The organism is Kitasatospora sp. NPDC088742, assembly GCF_055584905.1.
Genome location: NZ_JBVJLD010000013.1, coordinates 120375 through 137742 on the forward strand (window position 1 = coordinate 120375; position 17368 = coordinate 137742).

Consider the following 17368-nt stretch of genomic DNA (forward strand, 5'->3'; position numbering starts at 1 on the left):
CGGAGGGCTCACCCCGTCATGTCCGTGTTCACCCTGCTCGACCCCGCCGTCGCCCTGGCCCACGGCGCCGTCGCGACCCTCGCCGCGCACCTGCCGACCGCCCTGGCCATCGTCCTGTTCACCGTCGCCGTCCGGCTGGTGCTCCACCCGCTGGCCCGCTCCGCCGCCAAGGGCGAGCGGGCCCGGGCCCGGTTGGCGCCCCAGCTCGCCGAGTTGGGCCGCCAGCACAAGGGCCGGCCGGAGAAGCTCCGGGAGGCGACCGCGGAGCTGTACCGGGTGGAGGGGGCGTCGCCGTTCACGGGCTGCCTGCCGATGCTGGCCCAGCTGCCGTTCTTCACCGTGATGTACCGGCTCTTCACCACGCCGAACGACCTGCTCGGCGCGACCCTGTTCGGCGTCCCGCTCGGCCTGCACCCCGGCGCCGCGGGCGGGCCGGCCGAACTGGCCGCGTTCGCCGTCCTGTTCGGCGCCCTGGCGGCGCTCGGGTGGCTGGGCTTCCGGCGGGCCCGCCGGACGGTCACGGACCCGGCCGCGCCCGGCGCCGCCGTCCTGCCCTACCTCTCCTACGGCACCGCGCTGTTCGCGCTGCTGCTGCCGCTGGCCGGAGGCCTCTACCTGCTGACCACCACCGCCTGGACGCTGACCGAGCGGTGGTGGCTCCAGCGCTGACGCCGCAGCCTCAGCCGCAGCGCTGACGCCGGCTCAGCCGCGGTCCCACCCGGCGAGGTACCGGTCGATCTCACCGATCAGCCGGGCCTTGCCGGGTGCGTCCAGGAAGCTGGCCTCGACCGCGTTGCGGGCCAGCCCGGCCACGCCCGTCTCGTCCAGGCCGAGCAGCCGGGCCGCCACCTCGTACTCGGTGTTCAGGTCGGTGCCGAACATCGGCGGGTCGTCGCTGTTGACCGTCACCAGCAGCCCGGCGTCGACCATCTGACGGATCGGGTGCTCCTCGATCCGCTCCACCGCGCGGGTGGCGATGTTGGAGGTCGGGCAGACCTCCAGCGGGATCCGGTGCTCGCCGAGGAAGTCCAGCAGCGCCGGGTCCTTGACCGCCTGGGTGCCGTGGCCGATCCGCTCGGCGCCCAGCACCCGGATCGCGTCCCAGACCGTCTCCGGCCCGGTGGTCTCGCCCGCGTGCGGGACGCTGCGCAGGCCGGCCGCCCGGGCCCGGTCGAAGTAGGGCTTGAACTGCGGGCGCGGCACGCCGATCTCCGGCCCGCCGAGGCCGAAGCTGACCAGGCCCTCGGGGGCCAGGTCGACGGCCAGCCGGGCGGTCTCCTCGGCGGCGGCCAGACCGGCCTCGCCGGGGATGTCGAAGCACCAGCGGAGCACCACGCCGAGGTCCTTCTCGGCGGACTTCCGGGCGTCCTCGATGGCCTCCATGAAGGCCACGTCCGGGATGCCCCGGCTGACCGAGGAATACGGGGTGACGGTCAGCTCGGCGTAGCGGATGTTCTGCCGGGCCATGTCCTCGGCCACGCCGTAGGTGAGGGCGCGGACGTCCTCGGCGTCCCGGATCAGGTCGACCACGCTCAGGTAGACCTCGATGAAGTGCGCGAAGTCGGTGAAGGTGAAGTACTCGGCCAGCGCGGCCGGGTCCAGCGGCACCTTGGTCCGGCCCCGGTGACGGGCCGCCAGCTCGGCGACCACCCGGGGCGAGGCGGAGCCGACGTGGTGGACGTGCAGCTCGGCCTTGGGCATCCCCGCGATGAACGCCCCGATGTCCCGCTTGCCCTGCTTGCCCTCAGCGCCCTCAGCCACTGCGCTCTCCTCACCTCGTGCACCGTTGCAGTCGCTGCATGCTAACTCCGGCGGAGCCCGACCCGCCGTCAGCCTCCCAGCGCCACCGCCACGGTGTGGATCAGCAGCCCGGCCAGCGCACCGACCACGGTGCCGTTGATCCGGATGAACTGGAGGTCCCGGCCGACGTTGGCCTCGATCTTCCGGGAGGCGTCGTCCGCGTCCCAGCCCGCCACCGTGTCGGAGATCAGCGCGGTGATCTCGGCCCGGTAGTTCAGCACCACGTACCCGGCGGCGTCCTGGAGCCAGCCGTCCGCCTTGGCCTGGAGCCGCTCGTCGGTGGCCAGCTTGCGCCCCAGCGAGCGCAGCCCGTCGCGGATGCGGCGCCGCAGCTCGCTCTCCTCGTCCTCGGCGGCGGTCAGCACCAGGGTGCGCACGGCCGCCCAGGAGGAGGCGATCAGGTCCTGCACCTCGGGGCGGGCGAGCAGTTCGCCCTTGGCCCGCTCCACCCGGGCGATGGTGGCCGGGTCCTGCTGGAGCTCGACGGCGAAGTCGGCGAGGAAGTCGTCCACCGCGCCGCGGGCCGGGTGGCGCGGGTCGTCCCGGATGTCCGTGACGAAGCGCATCAGCTCCTTGTAGACCCGCTCGCCGACCTGGTGGTCGATGAACCTCGGGGTCCAGCCCGGGGTCTTCTGGGTGATCCGCCGCACCACGTCCTGGTGATGCTGCGTCAGCCAGTCGTGCACCCGGACGGCCACCAGGTCCACCACCCCGTGGTGGCCGCCGTCGGCGGCCACCTTGCCGAGCAGCCGGCCGGCCGGTTCGGCCACCGAGGTGGAGGCCGCCCGCCTGGTCACCGCCTCGGCCACCACGGCCTGCACGTCGTCGTCGTTCAGCACTGCGAGCACGCCGCGCAGCGCGGCGGCCGCCTCGCTGGTGACCCGCTCGGCGCTGCCCGGCGCGGCCAGCCACTCGCCGAGCCGGCGGGCGATGCCGATGCGGCCCAGCCGCTCGCGGACCACCGGCACGGAGAGGAAGTTGTCGCCGACGAAGTCGCCGAGCGACTTGCCGAAGGCGTCCTTCTTGGTCGGGATGATCGCGGTGTGCGGGATCGGCAGCCCGAACGGGCGGCGGAACAGCGCGGTGACGGCGAACCAGTCCGCCAGCGCACCCACCATCCCGGCCTCGGCGGCCGCCGCCACGTACCCGGCCCAGGCACCCGCCCCGGCGGCGTCGGCCCAGGTGGCCAGGCCGAACACCACCGTGGCCACCCCGAGCAGCCCGGTGGCGAACAGCTTCATCCGCCGGACGCCCCGGCGCTTCTCCTCGTCGGCGGCGGTGAACCGGACCCCGGTCCCGGCCGTCTGATCGGCACTCACCCCGCCAGTCTGCCCCGGACTCCGCCCGGAGACGGCAGGGCACGGTGGAGTTCAGGGGCAGTTCCGGGTCACCCCGAGAGGCTCAGGAGCCTCCGCCCAGCACGATCCGGTGCACCCCGGCCCAGCGCGCCGGGTCGGTGACCCGCCGCCCGTCCAGCAGCACCCGCAGCCCGGGCAGCTGCTCCGACCCCAGCGTCCGGTACTCGGCGTGGTCGGTCTGCACGATCGCCGCGCTCACCGGCTCGCCCCGGTGCGGCGGCAGTCCGAGCGCGGTCAGCTCCGCGGCCCCGTACAGCGGATCGGCGACGTACGGGCGGGCCCCGGCCGACCAGAGGGCGTCGACCAGCGGGAAGACGCCGGAGCAGGCGGTCTCCTTGACCCCGCCCCGGTAGGCCGCGCCGAGCACCAGCACCGGACGGTCCGTCAGGTCCAGGACGGCGGCCAGCCGGTCCACCGCGTGGCCGGGCATGGCGAGGTTGGCCTCCCGGGCTGCCCTGACCACGGTGGCGGACGGGTCGCCCCAGAGGTAGAGCCGGGGGTAGACCGGGATGCAGTGGCCGCCGACCGCCACCCCGGGCTGGTGCAGATGGCTGTAGGGCTGGGAGTTGCAGGCCTCGGCGACCTCGGCGAAGTCCACCCCGATCCGGTCGGCGTAGCGGGCGAACTGGTTGGCCAGACCGATGTTGACGTCCCGGTAAGTGGTCTCGGCCAGCTTGGCGAACTCGGCCGCCTCGGCCGAGGCCAGCTCCCAGACGCCGTTCGGCCGGGGCAGCTCGGGCCGGGGGTCGAACTCCAGCACCGAGGCGTAGAACTCCGCGCCCTGCCGGGTGGAGCGCCCGTCGATGCCGCCGACCAGCTTCGGGTAGCGGCGCAGGTCGGCGAAGACCCGTCCGGAGGAGACCCGTTCGGGGCTGAACACCAGCCCGAAGTCCGCCCCGGGGCGCAGCCCCGAACCGGCCGCCAGCCGCTCGGCCACCCGGCCCCGGACGGTGCCGACCGGCAGGGTGGTCTCGTACGAGACCAGCGCCCCGCGCCGCAGCCCGGCCGCCACGGCGTCGGTGGCCAGGTCCAGCAGGGTGAAGTCCGGGCTGTGGTCGGGCGCGGTCAGCAGCGGCACCGCTACCACCACCACCGAGGCCCGGGCCACGGCGGCCGCCGTGTCGCCCCCGGCGGTCAGCCGGGCCTCCGCGACGGCCCGCTTCAGCCGCTCCGCCAGCTCCGGCTCGCCGGGGAACGGCGTTTCGCCGTCGTTGACCTGACGGACCACCAGTGGGGCGGTGTCCGCGCCGAGCACCCGCCACCCGCGCCCGGCGCACTGCACCGCGAGCGGCAGCCCGATCTTGCCGAGCCCGACCACGCAGACCGTACGGTCCGTACCTTCGACGCCCACGTCCACGCCCACTCCTCGCGTCAGCCCCCCGTCACCTTCGCCGTGAACCTCCGCCACCCGGCCCGGCGCCGCAGCTCCCGCCTGGCCCGCTCCGGCACCACGTCCCGCCAGATCTGCCGGGGCAGCGTCAGCCGCTCCCCCGACACCCCGGCCTCGTCCTCGACCAGCCCGCGGACCGCCCGGCAGCGGCCCTCGGCCGCCAGCTCCAGCCGCAGCCGCTCGGCGGTCCCCAGCTCGGGGAGGACCGCGCAGTGCTCCCGGACCAGCCGGCCGACCCCCTCCACCAGCCGCCGCTGGTCCGCCGGCGGCAGGTCGAGCAGGCCCTCCTGGAGCAGCTGCGGGACGTCCCAGCCGAAGTGACGGAGGTTCAGCGCCCGCCGCTCCGGGCTGCCCGGCTCGGTGAGCTGCCCGACCACGGCGGTGATCGCCTCCAGGCCGCGCAGCCGGTTGAGCAGGCCGGAGCGGACGGTGACGTTGCCCCGGTCGGCCCGGAGCACCGCGTGGTAGCAGTCGTAGTCGGCCAGCACCGAGACCGGACCGTCCGCCCGCAGCAGGGCCTGGAGGGTGAACGGCTGGTCGGAGTAGACCGGCAGGTCCTCGCGGCGGCGGATGCCGTGCCGCACCAGCGGCTCCCGGCGGAACAGCTTGGTGTCGGAGAGCGCCCAGGCCAGCGAGGAGCCGGCGAAGCCGACGGAGGGTTCGGTCCGGTCGAAGACGCCCTGCGGGACGTGCCGCCCGCCCTCCCCGACCATCCGGCCGAGCACCACGTCCGAGCCGTACCGGTCGGCCATCGCGACCATCCGCTCCAGCGCCTGGGGGCCGAGCCAGTCGTCCGCGCCCAGGTAGAACACGTACCGGCCGCGGGCCAGGTCGGTGGCCCGGTTGCTGGGGGCGGCGGGGCCGCCGGAGTTGGCCTGGTGGACCACTCGGAACAGGCCGGGGTGGGCGGCGGCGAAGCGGTCCAGCTCGGCGCCGCTGCCGTCGGTGGAGCCGTCGTCCACGGCGACCACCTCCAGCCGCCCGGGGCCCAGGGTCTGCCGCACCAGCGAGCTCAGACAGACCGTCAGGTACGGCATGGTGTCGAAGACCGCGACCACCACGGTCACGTCGGGTACCGGGCCGGCGCTCATCCCGCCACCTCCAGCGGTACGGGCCGCCCGGCGGCGGCCAGGACGGACTCGGCGACCGTGACGGTACGCAGGCCCTCGGCCAGCGAAACGATGGTGGCCGGGCGCCCGGCCACCGCCTCGCGGAACTGCTCGTGCTCGCTGAGCAGCGGCTCCCGCTTGGGGAAGGCGTACCGGACCACGTCCCCCTCGGTCACCCCGCGGAAGGCCCGGACCAGCTCCCACTCGGTGGCCACCGCGCCGTTGGCGTGCAGGGTGAGGTCCCCGGTCAGGGTGTCGGCGACCAGGCAGCCGCGCTCCCCGGTGACCGCGACCTGACGCTCCTTCTGCGGGCTGAGCCAGTTCACCAGGTGGCTGACCATGGTGCCGTCGGCCAGCGTGCCGACCACCGCGACCATGTCCTCGTGCGGGCGGCCGCTCTTGCGCACCGTCCTGGCCGCCACCGAGGCGTACGCCTGGCCGGTGATCCAGCCGGTCAGGTCGATGTCGTGGGTGGCCAGGTCCTGCACCACCCCGACGTCGGCGATCCGCTGCGGGAAGGGCCCCTGACGGCGGGTCGACACCTGGTAGACCTCCCCCAGCTCGCCCGCCTCCAGCCGGGCGCGCAGCTGCTGGAGCGCCGGGTTGTACCGCTCCACCTGACCCACCCCGGCGACCAGCCCGTCGAAGGCGGCCACCAGGCGGCCGGCCGCCCGGGAGTCCGGGGCCAGCGGCTTCTCGATCAGCGCGGGCACGCCCGCCTCGGCGAGCCGGAGCCCGACCTCCTCGTGCCCGGCGGTGGGGCAGGCCACCACGGCGTAGTCGATGCCGAGGGCGAGCAGCTGGTCCAGCCCGCGCAGCACCGGCACCCCGCAGGGGCCGGCGCCGCCCAACGGGTCGACCACCCCGGCCAGTTCGACCCCCGGGAGGCCGCCCAGCACCCTGGCGTGGTTGCGCCCCATCGCCCCGAAGCCGATCAGCCCCACCCGCAGCGGCCCGGCCTGCGAGGCCACCGCCTCCGGCGAACCGCCCTGCGAGGGCACGGTCTCAGACCCGCGCACTGTGCACCGCCTCGCCCGGCGTCCGGGCCGACGGCCCCGCGACGGCATCCCTCACCGCCGCCGCCACCTGCCCCAACTCCCGTTCGGTCAGCGAGGGGTGGACCGGGAGCGAGAGCACCTCGGCCGCCGCCCGGTCGGTCTCCGGCAGCTCCCACCAGCCCTGGAACGGCGGCAGCCGGTGGATCGGCACCGGGTAGTACACCTCGCTCTCCACCCCCGCCGCCGCCAGCTCCTGCCGCACCCGCTCCCGGCCGCCGCCCGGGACCCGGACGGTGTACTGGTGGTAGACGTGCCGCACCCCGGGCGCCACCGCCGGGGTGACCAGCCCGGCCGGTCCCAGGTCCGCCAACTCCTGGTCCAGGAAGGCCGCGTGAGCCCGCCGACGTTCGTTGGCGGCCGGCAGCCGCCGCAGCTGCACCCGGCCGACGGCGGCGGAGACGTCGGTCATCCGCAGGTTGCCGCCGACGATCTCGTTGCGGTAGCGCCGCTCCATGCCCTGGTTGCGCAGCAGCCGCAGCTGCCGGGCCAGCGCCGGGTCGGCCACCGTCACCATGCCGCCCTCCAGGGCGTGCATGTTCTTGGTCGGGTAGAAGCTGAAGCAGCCGGCCGCCCCGAAGGCCCCGGCCGGGGTGGCACCCAGCGCGGCGCCGTGCGCCTGGCAGGCGTCCTCCACCAGGGCCAGCCCGTGCCGCTCCGCCAGCCGCCCCAACCCGCCCATGGCGGCGGGGTGTCCGTACAGGTGGACGGGGAGCAGCGCGGCGGTGCGCGGGCCGACGGCGGCGGCCGCCGCGGCCGGGTCCAGGCCGAAGCTCCCGGGTTCGATGTCGGCGAAGACCGGCTCGGCCCCGGCCAGCCGGACGGCGTTGGCGGTGGCGGCGAAGGAGAACGAGGGCACCACCACCTCGTCGCCGGGCCCGATGCCGAGCGCCAGCAGGGCCAGGTGCAGCGCGGAGGTGCCGGAGTTGACGGCCACGCACTCCCGGCCGTCCACCAGTTCGGCGAACTCACGCTCGAAGGCCGCGACTTCGGGCCCCTGGACGACCGAGCCGCTGCGCAGCACGCGCACCGCCGCCGCGATCTCCTCCTCGCCGATCACGGGCCGCGCCACCGGCACCAGTCCGTCCGCCCGGCCGGTCTGCCCCGCCATCCCCGCCCAACTCCTCGCACCCGTACATGACTCCGGGGGGTCAACGACCCGCGACACCCCGGAGTCACCGATTCCACTCTCCCGAGTGAACGGGCACGGGTCAGGGGCACCGGCTCAGCCGATCGCCACCTCGGCGTACATCCGCGCGATCACGTCCTCGATGGCCGGCTCGCGGACCGAGAGGTCCACCAGCGGGTACCGCGCCGCGACCGCGGCGACCAACGGGGCGGCGCTCTGCTCGGCCGGGAAGGCCAGCCACTGCCGGGGGCCCTCGACCCTCACCACCCGGGCGCCGGGCACCTCGATCTCCGGCCCCTCCACGGCCAGGTCGACCACCAGGGTGCGCTCGCTCTCGGCCGCCGCGTGCAGCCCGTCCAGGCCGCCGTCGTAGACCACCCGCCCGTGGTCGATCACCATCACCCGGCCGCACAGCTGCTCGATGTCGGTCAGGTCGTGGGTGGTGAGCAGCACCGTGGTGCCGCGGTCCCGGTTGACCTCGCGGAGGAACTCCCGGACCCGGGCCTTGCTCACCACGTCCAGCCCGATGGTGGGCTCGTCCAGGTAGAGCACCTGCGGGTCGTGCAGCAGGGCCGCCGCCAGGTCGCCGCGCATCCGCTGGCCGAGCGAGAGCTGCCGCACCGGGGTGTCCAACAGGCCGCCCAGGTCCAGCAGTTCGACGCAGCGGTCGAGGTTCTCCCGGTAGCGGGCGTCCGGGATGCGGTAGATCCGCCGGGCCAGGTCGTAGGAGTCGCGCAGCGGCAGGTCCCACCAGAGGGTGGTGCGCTGGCCGAAGACCACCCCGATCCGGCGGGCCAACTGCACGCGCTCCCTGGCCGGTTCGACCCCGGCCACCCGGAGCCGGCCGGCCGTGGGCACCAGGATGCCGGTGAGCATCTTGATGGTGGTGGACTTCCCGGCGCCGTTCGGCCCGATGTAGCCGACGCACTCGCCGGCCTCCACCCGGAAGCTCAGCCCGTCCACCGCGCGGACCACCCGCTTCTCCCGGCGGAACCGGCCGGCCTTCGCCCGCACGGTGAACTCCCGGCTGACGTCCTCGAGTTCGATCAGAGACATGTGTCCGTACCTCCGTACGCGAAAGTGGTCAGTTGCCGGTGCCGCGGTAGGCCCGCAGTCCGGCCTTCCAGGCCAGCCCGGCGGCCAGCACGCAGAGCAGGGCGGCCAGCGGGGAGGCGAAGCGGAAGGCCTCGGGCAGGCCGAGCGGGTCGGGCTTGCCGAGGATGTGCAGCGCGGGCAGCCAGTTGACGAAGGCCAGCGGCAGGCCGAAGACGGTGCCCGCCACCAACTCCTTGGCGAAGACGGTCGGCGGGTACTGGAGCAGGGTGCCGCCGCCGTAGGTGAAGGCGTTCTGGAACTCGCCGGCCTCGCCCCACCAGAACTGCACGGTGGCGAAGCCGATGAACACGGTGCAGAAGATGACGCTGCCGCAGACCAGCATGACCGCGAGCAGCAGCACCTTGTCCGCCGTCCAGCGCACGTCCAGCCGGCCGATCGCCCAGCCGAGCACGGCGGCGGCCTGGATCGGCCGGCCGACCCGGCGCAGGGTGAAGCGCTCGGCGCAGAGCTGGGCCAGCACGGCGGCGGGCCGGATCAGCATGACGTCCAGGGTGCCGGTGCGGATCCGGTCGCCGAGCGCGTCCACGCAGCTGACCAGCACGTTGGCCGTGCCGAGCGCGACGCCGGAGGTCCCGTAGAGGAAGGCGAGTTCGGCCAGCGACCAGCCGCCGAGCTGCCCGGTGTGCTGGAACATCAGCAGGATCACCACGAAGTCCAGCGTGGTGACCACCGTGCTGGCGACCAGCATCATGGCGAACGAGGCCCGGTAGGCCATGCTGGCGCGGTTCCACATGACGGCCACCAGCCACCAGGAGCGCAGCGCCCAGCCGGTCTTCGCCAGCAGGCCCTGGCGGGTGATGCGGAGCTCCGCCGTGTCAGCCACCCTGGACCACCACCTTGCGGGTGGCCAGCAGCTGGACGACCCGGCCGAGCGCCAGCAGGGCGACGGCCCAGGCGAGTTGGAAGCCGAGGCCGGAGATCAGGGCGGTGCCGGTGCGCCGTTCCAGGATGACGTCGGTGGGGATCTGCACCATCCCGGACCAGGGCAGCACGGAGGCCAGGGTGCCCAGCCAGCCCGGGTAGACCACCACCGGGAGCAACGCGCCGGAGAAGAACATCGAGACCACCACCATCACCGAGCGGACGCCCTCCGAGTCGTGCAGCCAGAAGCCGGTGAGTGCGACCAGGAAGCGCAGGCCGAAGCTGACCACCACCGCGAGCAGCACCGAGAGCAGGAAGGCGGCCCAGACCAGCGGGCTGACCGGGAGCGTGAAGCCGAAGGCCAGCGCGCCGATCGCGGTGGGCGCCAGGCCCCGGCCGAGCAGCTGGAAGCCGGCCCGGCCGAGGTCGGTGGCCAGCCACCAGCCCATGAAGTCCACCGGGCGGTAGAGGTCGACGGCGATGTCGCCGGTGCGGAAGCGCTGCTGGACGTCGTCCTGGAAGCCGCCGCCCCAGACCGCGACGGCCATCAGCAGCGACTGGCTGACCCAGATGTAGGCGACGGCCTGGTCGGTGTCGTAGCCGCCGAGCCCGGGGCGGGCCCGCCAGAGGGCCAGGAAGGTGTAGGCCAGGATGAAGCCGAAGACGGTGTTGGTGAAGACCCCGGCCAGGGTGGCCGCCCGGTAGGTGGAGTAGCGGCGGAACGCCCCGGCGGCCACCCCGAGGTAGAGCCGGGCCGCGCCCGCCGGATCCGGTGGGCGAAGCCGCTGTGCGAGCAGCATCATGTGTCTCCTTGTCGACTTTTCCACGTGCACACGGGCATGCGGAAGCGCGCGGCAGGGCACCGTGCGGGCAGACCGGAGCGGCCCCGACCGGCTGACCCCCGGGGGGTGCCGGGAGTCGCGGGCGGAGCTGGCGGTCCGTGCTGGGACCTGCTGCGCTATGGGGTTGTCACCTTTCAACGTACCGCCGACACCTGCGCCGCGCAGCCGAATTACCGGCGGCCCGCCACCCCGGCCACCTCGTCAAACCAGCTGATTCACCGTCAAATCGCCCATACTTCCCCCATGAGTCAGCAGCCGGAGCCCAGCAACGCCAACGGACCGGCCCCCGACAGCCTGGAGTCGGAGGACCGGGCCGAGGGCTCCCGGCGTGACCGCCGTCGCGCCCGGCGCGCGGCCCGCAAGGCGCGCCGCCGGGCCCTGCCCTGGTGGCGCCGGACGGTGCCCACCTGGCGGATGGTGGTCGGCGCCCTGCTCACCCTGCTGCTGCTCGGCCTGGCCGGCTTCGTGACGCTCTACCTGATCGTCCCCGTCCCGGACCCGAACACCCGGGCGGTGGCCCAGAGCAACGTCTACTACTACGCCGACGGCACCACCGAACTGGCCCGCACCGGCTCGGTGAACCGCCAGGACGTGCCGATCCGTCAGATCCCGCTGGACACCCAGCACGCGGTGGTCTCGGCCGAGGACCGCAGCTTCTACCGGAACAAGGGCGTCGACCTGCGCGGCATGGCCCGGGCGGCCTGGAACACCGCCACCGGCAAGGGCACCCAGGGCGGCTCCACCATCACCCAGCAGTACGTCAAGAACTACTACCTGACGCAGGACCAGACCCTCTCCCGCAAGGTCAAGGAGCTGTTCATCGCGCTCAAGGTGGACCAGCGGCAGAGCAAGGACGAGATCCTCCAGGGCTACCTCAACACCAGCTACTTCGGCCGCAACGCGTACGGCGTCGAGACCGCCGCCAAGGCCTACTACGGGGTGGACGTCTCCCGTCTGTCGGTCGGTCAGGGTGCCTACCTGGCCGCCCTGTTGCAGGCCCCCAGCGCCTACGACGTGAAGACCGCCACCCCGGTCAACCGGGACCGGGCGCTGGCCCGGTGGAACTACGTGCTGGACGGGATGGTCACGCTCGGCTTCCTGGACGCCGCCGCCCGGGCCGCCGTCTCCTTCCCCGAGCCGCTCGACCCGCAGCCGGTCACCGGCCTGGGCGGCCAGGCCGGCTACCTGGTGGAGATCGCCGACTCCTACCTCACCGGCAACGACGTGCTGGACGCCGCCACCCTCAAGGCCGGCGGCTGGCGGATCACCACCACCTTCGACAGGGCCCGGCAGGACGCCTTCGTGCAGGCCGTGCAGGACGAGCTGACCAGCGAGCTGGACCCGGCCGCCCGGCCCGGCGCCGACACCGACGTCCGGGTCGCCGGGGCCTCGGTGGAGCCCGCCACCGGGAAGCTGGTGGCCGCGTACGGCGGCCCGGACTACGCCAAGCAGCAGTACAACGACGCGCTCCGGCAGGACAACCAGATCGGCTCCACCTTCAAGCCCTTCGACCTGGCGGCCGGGCTGGAGGACGGCCGCACCCAGGACGGCCGGCCGATCACCACCCAGACCCTCTACGACGGCTCCACCCGCCGCCCGGTGACCGGCGGCCCGACCGCCTACGCCCCGCCCAACGAGGACGACGTCGACTACGGCTCGATCACCCTGCGGTACGCGATGGTGAAGTCGGTGAACTCGGTCTACGCCCAGGAGGGTGTGGACGCCGGGCTGGCCAAGGTCAGGGACACCGCCGTCCGGCTCGGCCTGCCGGCCGCCACCCCCGGGATGGACCCGGCCAACAGCTCGATGACCCTGGGCACCGCCACCCCCAGCGCGGTGGACCTGGCCGCCGCCTACGCCGCCCTCGCCAACCACGGCCAGGCGTACGCCCCTTGGGCCGTGCTCAAGCTGGAACGTTCCAGCGGCTCCACCGACCTGCCCGAACTGCCCGCCCACACCGCCCGGGAGGCGGTCGGCCGGGGCACCGCCGACGCCGTCACCGACGTGCTCCAGGACGTCGTCGCCCCCGGCGGCACCGGCGCCCGGGCCCTCGGCCTGCGCCGCCCGGCGGCCGGCAAGACCGGCACCACCGACAGCAACCGGTCCGCCTGGTTCGCCGGCTACACGCCCGAACTGGCCACCGTGGTCGGCCTGTTCAGGGAGAACCCGAGCACCCACGCCAAGGAGTCGCTGGCCGGCACGGCCGGCTACAGCCGGGTCAACGGCGGAGCCTTCCCCACCCAGATCTGGACCGCCTACATGACCGGGGCACTGCGCGGCTCGCCCGTGCAGCAGTTCGACCTCCGGCCGAGCCGGGGCAACGCCCAGCCGGACGACACCACCTCGCCGACCGCCTCACCCACCGTCAGCCCGACCCCGGCCCCCAGCGGGACGACCCCGAGCCGGACCCCGGTGGGCCCGCTCTCCCCGTCCCCCTCGCCTTCGCCGTCCTTCTCCCCGTCCCGGCTGCCGAGCCGCTCCCCCGCCGGCACACCGTCCGCACCGCCCTCCCCCTCCGGCAGCGGCTCCCCCACGGCCACCGGCCCGGCCGTCCCGCCGAGCCCGAACCCGTCCCAGGGAGCGAGCCGGGGAGCCCAGGAGGCGGCCGGAGCCCGCGCCCCTGAGTCCCCGTCAGGCCCTCAGAGGTAGAGCCCCGTGGAGCCCTCCGCGTCGCCGAAACGGACAGCCGCCACCGCGTGCAGGTCGCGCTCGCGCAGCAGCACGTAGGTGGCGCCGCCCACCTCCACCTCCAGCTTGTCCTCCGGGTCGTACAGCACCCGGTCGCCCGGCTCCACCGAGCGCACGCTCTGGCCGACCGCGGCCGCCTCGGCCCAGGTGCAGCGCTTGGACAGCTCGGCGGTGGCCGGGATGAGGATGCCGCCGGTGGAGCGGCGCTCCCCCTCGCTGCCCTCGGTCTTCACCAGCACCCGGTCGTGCAGCATCTTGATCGGCAGCTTCTCGCCCAGCCGCTCGTGCCGGGTCTGCTCGCGCTGCTCGTTCAGCTCTTCGTTCACGCCCCCGACGGTACCCGGACACCCGCCCCGGCGTGACGCCGGACCGGCATGCGGAGACGGGGCCGGGCCTCCTCGGCCCGACCCCGTCCGCTTCCGCCGAGCACTCAGTCGCGTCCGCGGCCGCGGCGCCGCACCGCGGCCACCAGCAGCACCACGCCGACGCCGACCAGCGCGGCCGGGACGATCCGGTCCGGGCGCGGCTGCCCCTTCTCGTCGGTGAACCGCGCCTTGAGCTGCTCCACCGCACCGCTGGCGGCCACGTAGGCCCGGCCGGCCTTCTCCTCGACCGCGCCGGCCACCTTGGCCTTGGTCTGCGCCGCGATGGTGCTCGGGTGCACCCGGACGGCCAGCTCGTCCAGGGTCGCCGCGAGCTGGGTGCGGGTACGCGCGATGTCCGCCTCGATCTGTGCGGTGGACCGCCCCGCGTTCTGCTGTGCTCCGGCCTTGCCCACTCGGGCCACCCCTTCTCACTCGGTCTAGCGCTTCGTCAGGTGTCAGTCTGTCAGCTCCCCGCCCGGGCCGCGCAGTGCCACCCACCAACGGAGGTAGGTTGGCGAGGGCACGACCCACGAGCGAGCACGAGGAGAAGCCCCACCATGAGCGAGCGCCTTCAGCCCGGCGACACCGCCCCCGCCTTCACCCTGCCGGACGCCGACGGCAACCAGGTCTCCCTCGCCGACCACCTCGGCCGCAAGGTGATCGTCTACTTCTACCCGGCCGCCCTCACCCCCGGCTGCACCAAGCAGGCCTGCGACTTCACCGACAACCTGGAGGTCTTCGCGGGCTCCGGCTACGACGTCATCGGCATCTCCCCGGACAAGCCGGCCAAGCTCGGCAAGTTCCGCGAGGCCGAGAACCTCAAGGTCACCCTGCTCGCCGACGAGGACCACGCCGTCCTGGAGGCCTACGCCGCCTACGGCGAGAAGGTCAACTACGGCCGCACCTACCAGGGCGTCATCCGCTCCACCGTGATCGTCGACGAGCAGGGCAAGGTCGAGCGCGCCCTCTACAACGTCAAGGCCACCGGCCACGTCGCCAAGCTGCTCCGCGACCTCAAGATCGAGACCGTCTGACCCTCCGTCAGGGGACGCGAAGGAGCGGTGGCGGCGCACCCCCCGACCGGGTGCACCGCCACCGCCGTCTGTTACCTCAGGGCCTCAGTTCAGCAGGGCCCGAGGTCGGTCCACACGCCCCACTGACCGGTGGTCGAGGGGTCCTCGTTGGTCGTCCACCACTTGTTCTGGTAGGCGTGACCCTTCCAGGACACCTTGGTGGTGGTGGCGTACACGGCGCCGGAGCTCCAGCTCGGCGCGGTGCAGGTGCCGCCGGACGGGCTGGCCGAGGCCGACGGGGAGGCGGAGGCGGACGGCGAGGCCGAGGCCGACGGGGACGCCGAAGCCGACGGAGAGGCGGAGGCGCTCGGGCTGGCCGAGGTCGACGGCGAGGAGGACGGGCTGGCCGAGGCGGACGGGGACGGCGAGGAGGTCGCGCCACCGCTGCCGCGGGTCAGGTCCACGGCCAGGCCGTAGAGGGTGCCGCCGACGTTCACGGTCCAGTTGCTCGGGGTCGAGACCGGCAGGTAGTACGTGAAGTCCATGGTCAGCGAGGCGCCCGGGGCCAGCGACTGCCAGGAGGGCAGCTTGACCGAGGCCCGGTTGTAGACGCCCTTCAGGCCGCCGACGTTGCTGCCGGTGTGGTCCTGACGGATCGTCGTGAGGCCGAAGCCCGAGGAGTCCTTGGCGTTGCCCGGGGCCGAGCTCGAGTAGTCGAACTGGAACTCGGTGCCGCCCGGCAGGGTCACCGTGGAGTTGTTGGTGATCTGCAGCTTCGGGCTGATCGGGTAGTTCGAGTCGCCCAGCGCGAAGCTGTTGAACTGGACGTCGATCGGCAGGGTCTGCTTCGGCAGCGCGATGGTGGAGCGGGTCGCGCCGTAGGACGAGGCGGCCTTGAACTTGTCGTACATCAGCGAGGTCAGGGTCGAGCCCGGAACGTACTGGTTCTTGGCAGCGTCCCACTTGTAGTCGCCGGCCAGCTCCCAGATCATCGCGCCGCCGATGCCGTTGTTCACGACGTAGTCGGCCTTGGCGCCGACCGACTGCTCGTCCTCGGTGGAGAGGAAGACCTTCTTCTGCGCGTTCCACAGCCACGGCGCGACCAGGGTCGAGTCGTAGTTGCGGGTGTAGGTGCCCTGCAGCGCGGTGTCGCCGACGCCGTACTTGGAGAGGTAGTCCGGGACGATGCCCTTCTCCAGGTTCTTGGCGTGCCACATCGGGTTGGAGCCCGCCGGGGACTCGACCCCGTTGGTGTCCTTGTCGTTCCAGATGTTGTCGATGCCGACCGCGCCGTCACCACAGGTGGTCAGGCCGGAGCCGGCCGGGCAGGTGTTGGTCGAGGCGGTGCCCCAGAGGCCGTTGGTGCCACCGGTGACGTTCTTGAAGCCGCGGGTGTAGTACGGGAGGCCGACGTTGATCCGGCCGGCCGTCATCGCGCCGCGGAAGTAGTGGTACGCCCAGTCGGTGTTGAGGTAGCCGATGCCGCCGTACTGCGAGGTGCCGTAGACGTTGGCGGCCGCCAGCTCGGCGTCCTTGCCGTCGTCGAACAGCGAGGCGTTCGGGCCGACGTACTTGTTCCAGGCGCCGTGCAGGTCGTACGACATGATGTTGACGTAGTCCAGGTACTTCGCCATCTGGTACGTCTCCATGCCGCGGAGCAGGTACCCGGAGGACGGAGCGGCGACGGTCAGCATGTAGTGCTTGCCGTCGGTGGCGCCGGCCCGGTCCAGCTTCTCGCGCAGGGTCTTCAGCAGCGCGTCGAAGGCCTTCACCAGCGAGCCGCGCTTGGCGTTCGCAGTGGTCCAGTCGAGCGGGTTGCCCGCGTCCTTCATCGAGGTGGCGTACTCGTAGTCGATGTCGACGCCGTTGAAGCCGTACTTCTTGATGAAGTCGACCGAGGAGTCCGCGAAGGTGTTGATGCCGGCCTGGTTGACCGAGCCGTCCGCGTTGACCGTGGTCGAGTAGAAGCCGCCCGAGTTGACGCGCTTGCCGTCGTTGCCGAAGTAGCCGCCGGTCTCGGCCCAACCACCCACCGAGATCAGGGTCTTGACGTTCGGGTACTGCTTCTTGTACTTGGTCAGCAGGTTGAAGTGACCCTTGTACGGAAGCGTCGGGTCCATCTCCGCGCCGGCCACGCCGGGGAAGGTGATGCCGGTCGCCTCGTTGGTCGGGGTGTCGTCACCGACCGAGAGCTTGTTGTTCGCGTCGATGTGGCCGAACGCGTAGTTGAGGTGGGTGACCTTGTCCCAGGGGACGTTGTTCACCAGGTAGGCGGGCGTGCCGTCCTTGCCGGTGCGCCAGCCGGTGAAGTAGCCGATGATGCGGCGCTGGTGGTCCGCGCCCATCTTCTCGCGGCCCTCGGTGTCGTAGACGCTGCAGTACGGGACGTCCACGCCGGGCGTGGTGTACATCCCGTCGGGGCGACAGGACTGGTTGTCGACGGCGGCGGCGGCCTGCGAGGGCACGGTGCCGAGCGTGGCGACGAGCAGTCCGGCCATGGCGGCGGCGGTGGCGAAGGCCACCCGCTTGCCGGACGTCCGACGGTCGGCGGCGGTGGGACGCTGCTCCGTCGTGGATCGGATCAACACTCGTTCCTCCAGGGGAGAGTGCCGGCGCGCGCTGTGGGAACGCACGCTGTGGGG

At 73.2% G+C, this 17368-nt stretch carries 15 protein-coding genes; 3 read left to right on the forward strand and 12 right to left on the reverse strand.

Annotation, left to right across the window (positions count from 1 at the left end; genetic code table 11):
• Positions 1-18 precede the first annotated feature (18 nt).
• On the forward strand, positions 19-669 hold the full coding sequence (locus tag ACZ6ZR_RS13565) for a YidC/Oxa1 family membrane protein insertase (RefSeq protein WP_465642248.1): 651 nt from the start codon (positions 19-21) through the stop codon (positions 667-669).
• Between the two features lie 33 nt (positions 670-702).
• On the opposite strand, the gene ACZ6ZR_RS13570 is transcribed toward ACZ6ZR_RS13565, so the two are convergent.
• The 9 genes from ACZ6ZR_RS13570 to ACZ6ZR_RS13610 form a co-directional block, all read right to left on the reverse strand.
• On the reverse strand, positions 703-1761 hold the full coding sequence (locus ACZ6ZR_RS13570) for an adenosine deaminase (protein WP_465642249.1): 1059 nt from the start codon (positions 1759-1761) through the stop codon (positions 703-705).
• Positions 1762-1829: 68 nt separating this feature from the next.
• Positions 1830-3119, reverse strand: coding sequence for a DUF445 domain-containing protein (locus ACZ6ZR_RS13575; RefSeq protein ID WP_465642250.1), 1290 nt, complete (start codon positions 3117-3119; stop codon positions 1830-1832).
• Between the two features lie 82 nt (positions 3120-3201).
• Entirely contained in the window at positions 3202-4515 is a 1314-nt protein-coding gene (locus ACZ6ZR_RS13580; protein WP_465642251.1) for a nucleotide sugar dehydrogenase, read from the reverse strand.
• Positions 4516-4529: 14 nt separating this feature from the next.
• Positions 4530-5639 (reverse strand): glycosyltransferase family 2 protein, encoded by a 1110-nt coding sequence (locus tag ACZ6ZR_RS13585; protein WP_465642252.1) that lies wholly within the window; start codon positions 5637-5639, stop codon positions 4530-4532.
• Positions 5636-6577, reverse strand: a complete 942-nt coding sequence (locus tag ACZ6ZR_RS13590) for a Gfo/Idh/MocA family protein (protein ID WP_465642287.1) — start codon at positions 6575-6577, stop codon at positions 5636-5638. The genes ACZ6ZR_RS13585 and ACZ6ZR_RS13590 overlap by 4 nt, the downstream gene beginning before the upstream one ends.
• 85 nt (positions 6578-6662) lie before the next feature.
• Positions 6663-7823 (reverse strand): DegT/DnrJ/EryC1/StrS family aminotransferase, encoded by a 1161-nt coding sequence (locus ACZ6ZR_RS13595; RefSeq protein ID WP_465642253.1) that lies wholly within the window; start codon positions 7821-7823, stop codon positions 6663-6665.
• Positions 7824-7937: 114 nt separating this feature from the next.
• On the reverse strand, positions 7938-8897 hold the full coding sequence (locus tag ACZ6ZR_RS13600; protein ID WP_465642254.1) for an ABC transporter ATP-binding protein: 960 nt from the start codon (positions 8895-8897) through the stop codon (positions 7938-7940).
• A gap of 28 nt (positions 8898-8925) precedes the next feature.
• Positions 8926-9780 (reverse strand): ABC transporter permease, encoded by an 855-nt coding sequence (locus ACZ6ZR_RS13605; protein WP_465642255.1) that lies wholly within the window; start codon positions 9778-9780, stop codon positions 8926-8928.
• Positions 9773-10621 (reverse strand): ABC transporter permease, encoded by an 849-nt coding sequence (locus ACZ6ZR_RS13610; protein ID WP_465642256.1) that lies wholly within the window; start codon positions 10619-10621, stop codon positions 9773-9775. Before ACZ6ZR_RS13610 ends, ACZ6ZR_RS13605 begins: the two co-directional genes overlap by 8 nt.
• A 282-nt stretch (positions 10622-10903) precedes the next feature.
• Here ACZ6ZR_RS13610 and ACZ6ZR_RS13615 point away from each other — a divergent pair, with 282 nt between their 5' ends.
• Entirely contained in the window at positions 10904-13309 is a 2406-nt protein-coding gene (locus ACZ6ZR_RS13615) for a transglycosylase domain-containing protein (RefSeq protein WP_465642257.1), read from the forward strand.
• Here the strand turns inward: ACZ6ZR_RS13615 and ACZ6ZR_RS13620 are convergent.
• Both ACZ6ZR_RS13620 and ACZ6ZR_RS13625 read right to left on the reverse strand, forming a co-directional pair.
• Positions 13300-13602, reverse strand: coding sequence for a GroES family chaperonin (locus tag ACZ6ZR_RS13620; protein WP_345290461.1), 303 nt, complete (start codon positions 13600-13602; stop codon positions 13300-13302). The two genes, ACZ6ZR_RS13615 and ACZ6ZR_RS13620, sit on opposite strands and share 10 nt — an antisense overlap.
• A 176-nt stretch (positions 13603-13778) precedes the next feature.
• The gene (locus ACZ6ZR_RS13625) at positions 13779-14135 is read right to left on the reverse strand and encodes a DUF3618 domain-containing protein (protein ID WP_465642258.1); all 357 of its coding nucleotides are present in this window, start codon (positions 14133-14135) and stop codon (positions 13779-13781) included.
• 135 nt (positions 14136-14270) lie between these two features.
• Between ACZ6ZR_RS13625 and bcp the strand changes: the two genes are divergently transcribed.
• Positions 14271-14747 carry a thioredoxin-dependent thiol peroxidase gene (bcp, locus tag ACZ6ZR_RS13630; protein ID WP_402301893.1) on the forward strand — a complete coding sequence of 159 codons (477 nt, stop codon included), beginning with the start codon at positions 14271-14273 and terminating at the stop codon, positions 14745-14747.
• Between the two features lie 89 nt (positions 14748-14836).
• Here bcp and ACZ6ZR_RS13635 read toward each other — a convergent pair whose 3' ends face one another.
• Positions 14837-17224 carry a chitinase C-terminal domain-containing protein gene (locus ACZ6ZR_RS13635; RefSeq protein ID WP_465642288.1) on the reverse strand — a complete coding sequence of 796 codons (2388 nt, stop codon included), beginning with the start codon at positions 17222-17224 and terminating at the stop codon, positions 14837-14839.
• Positions 17225-17368 lie beyond the last annotated feature (144 nt).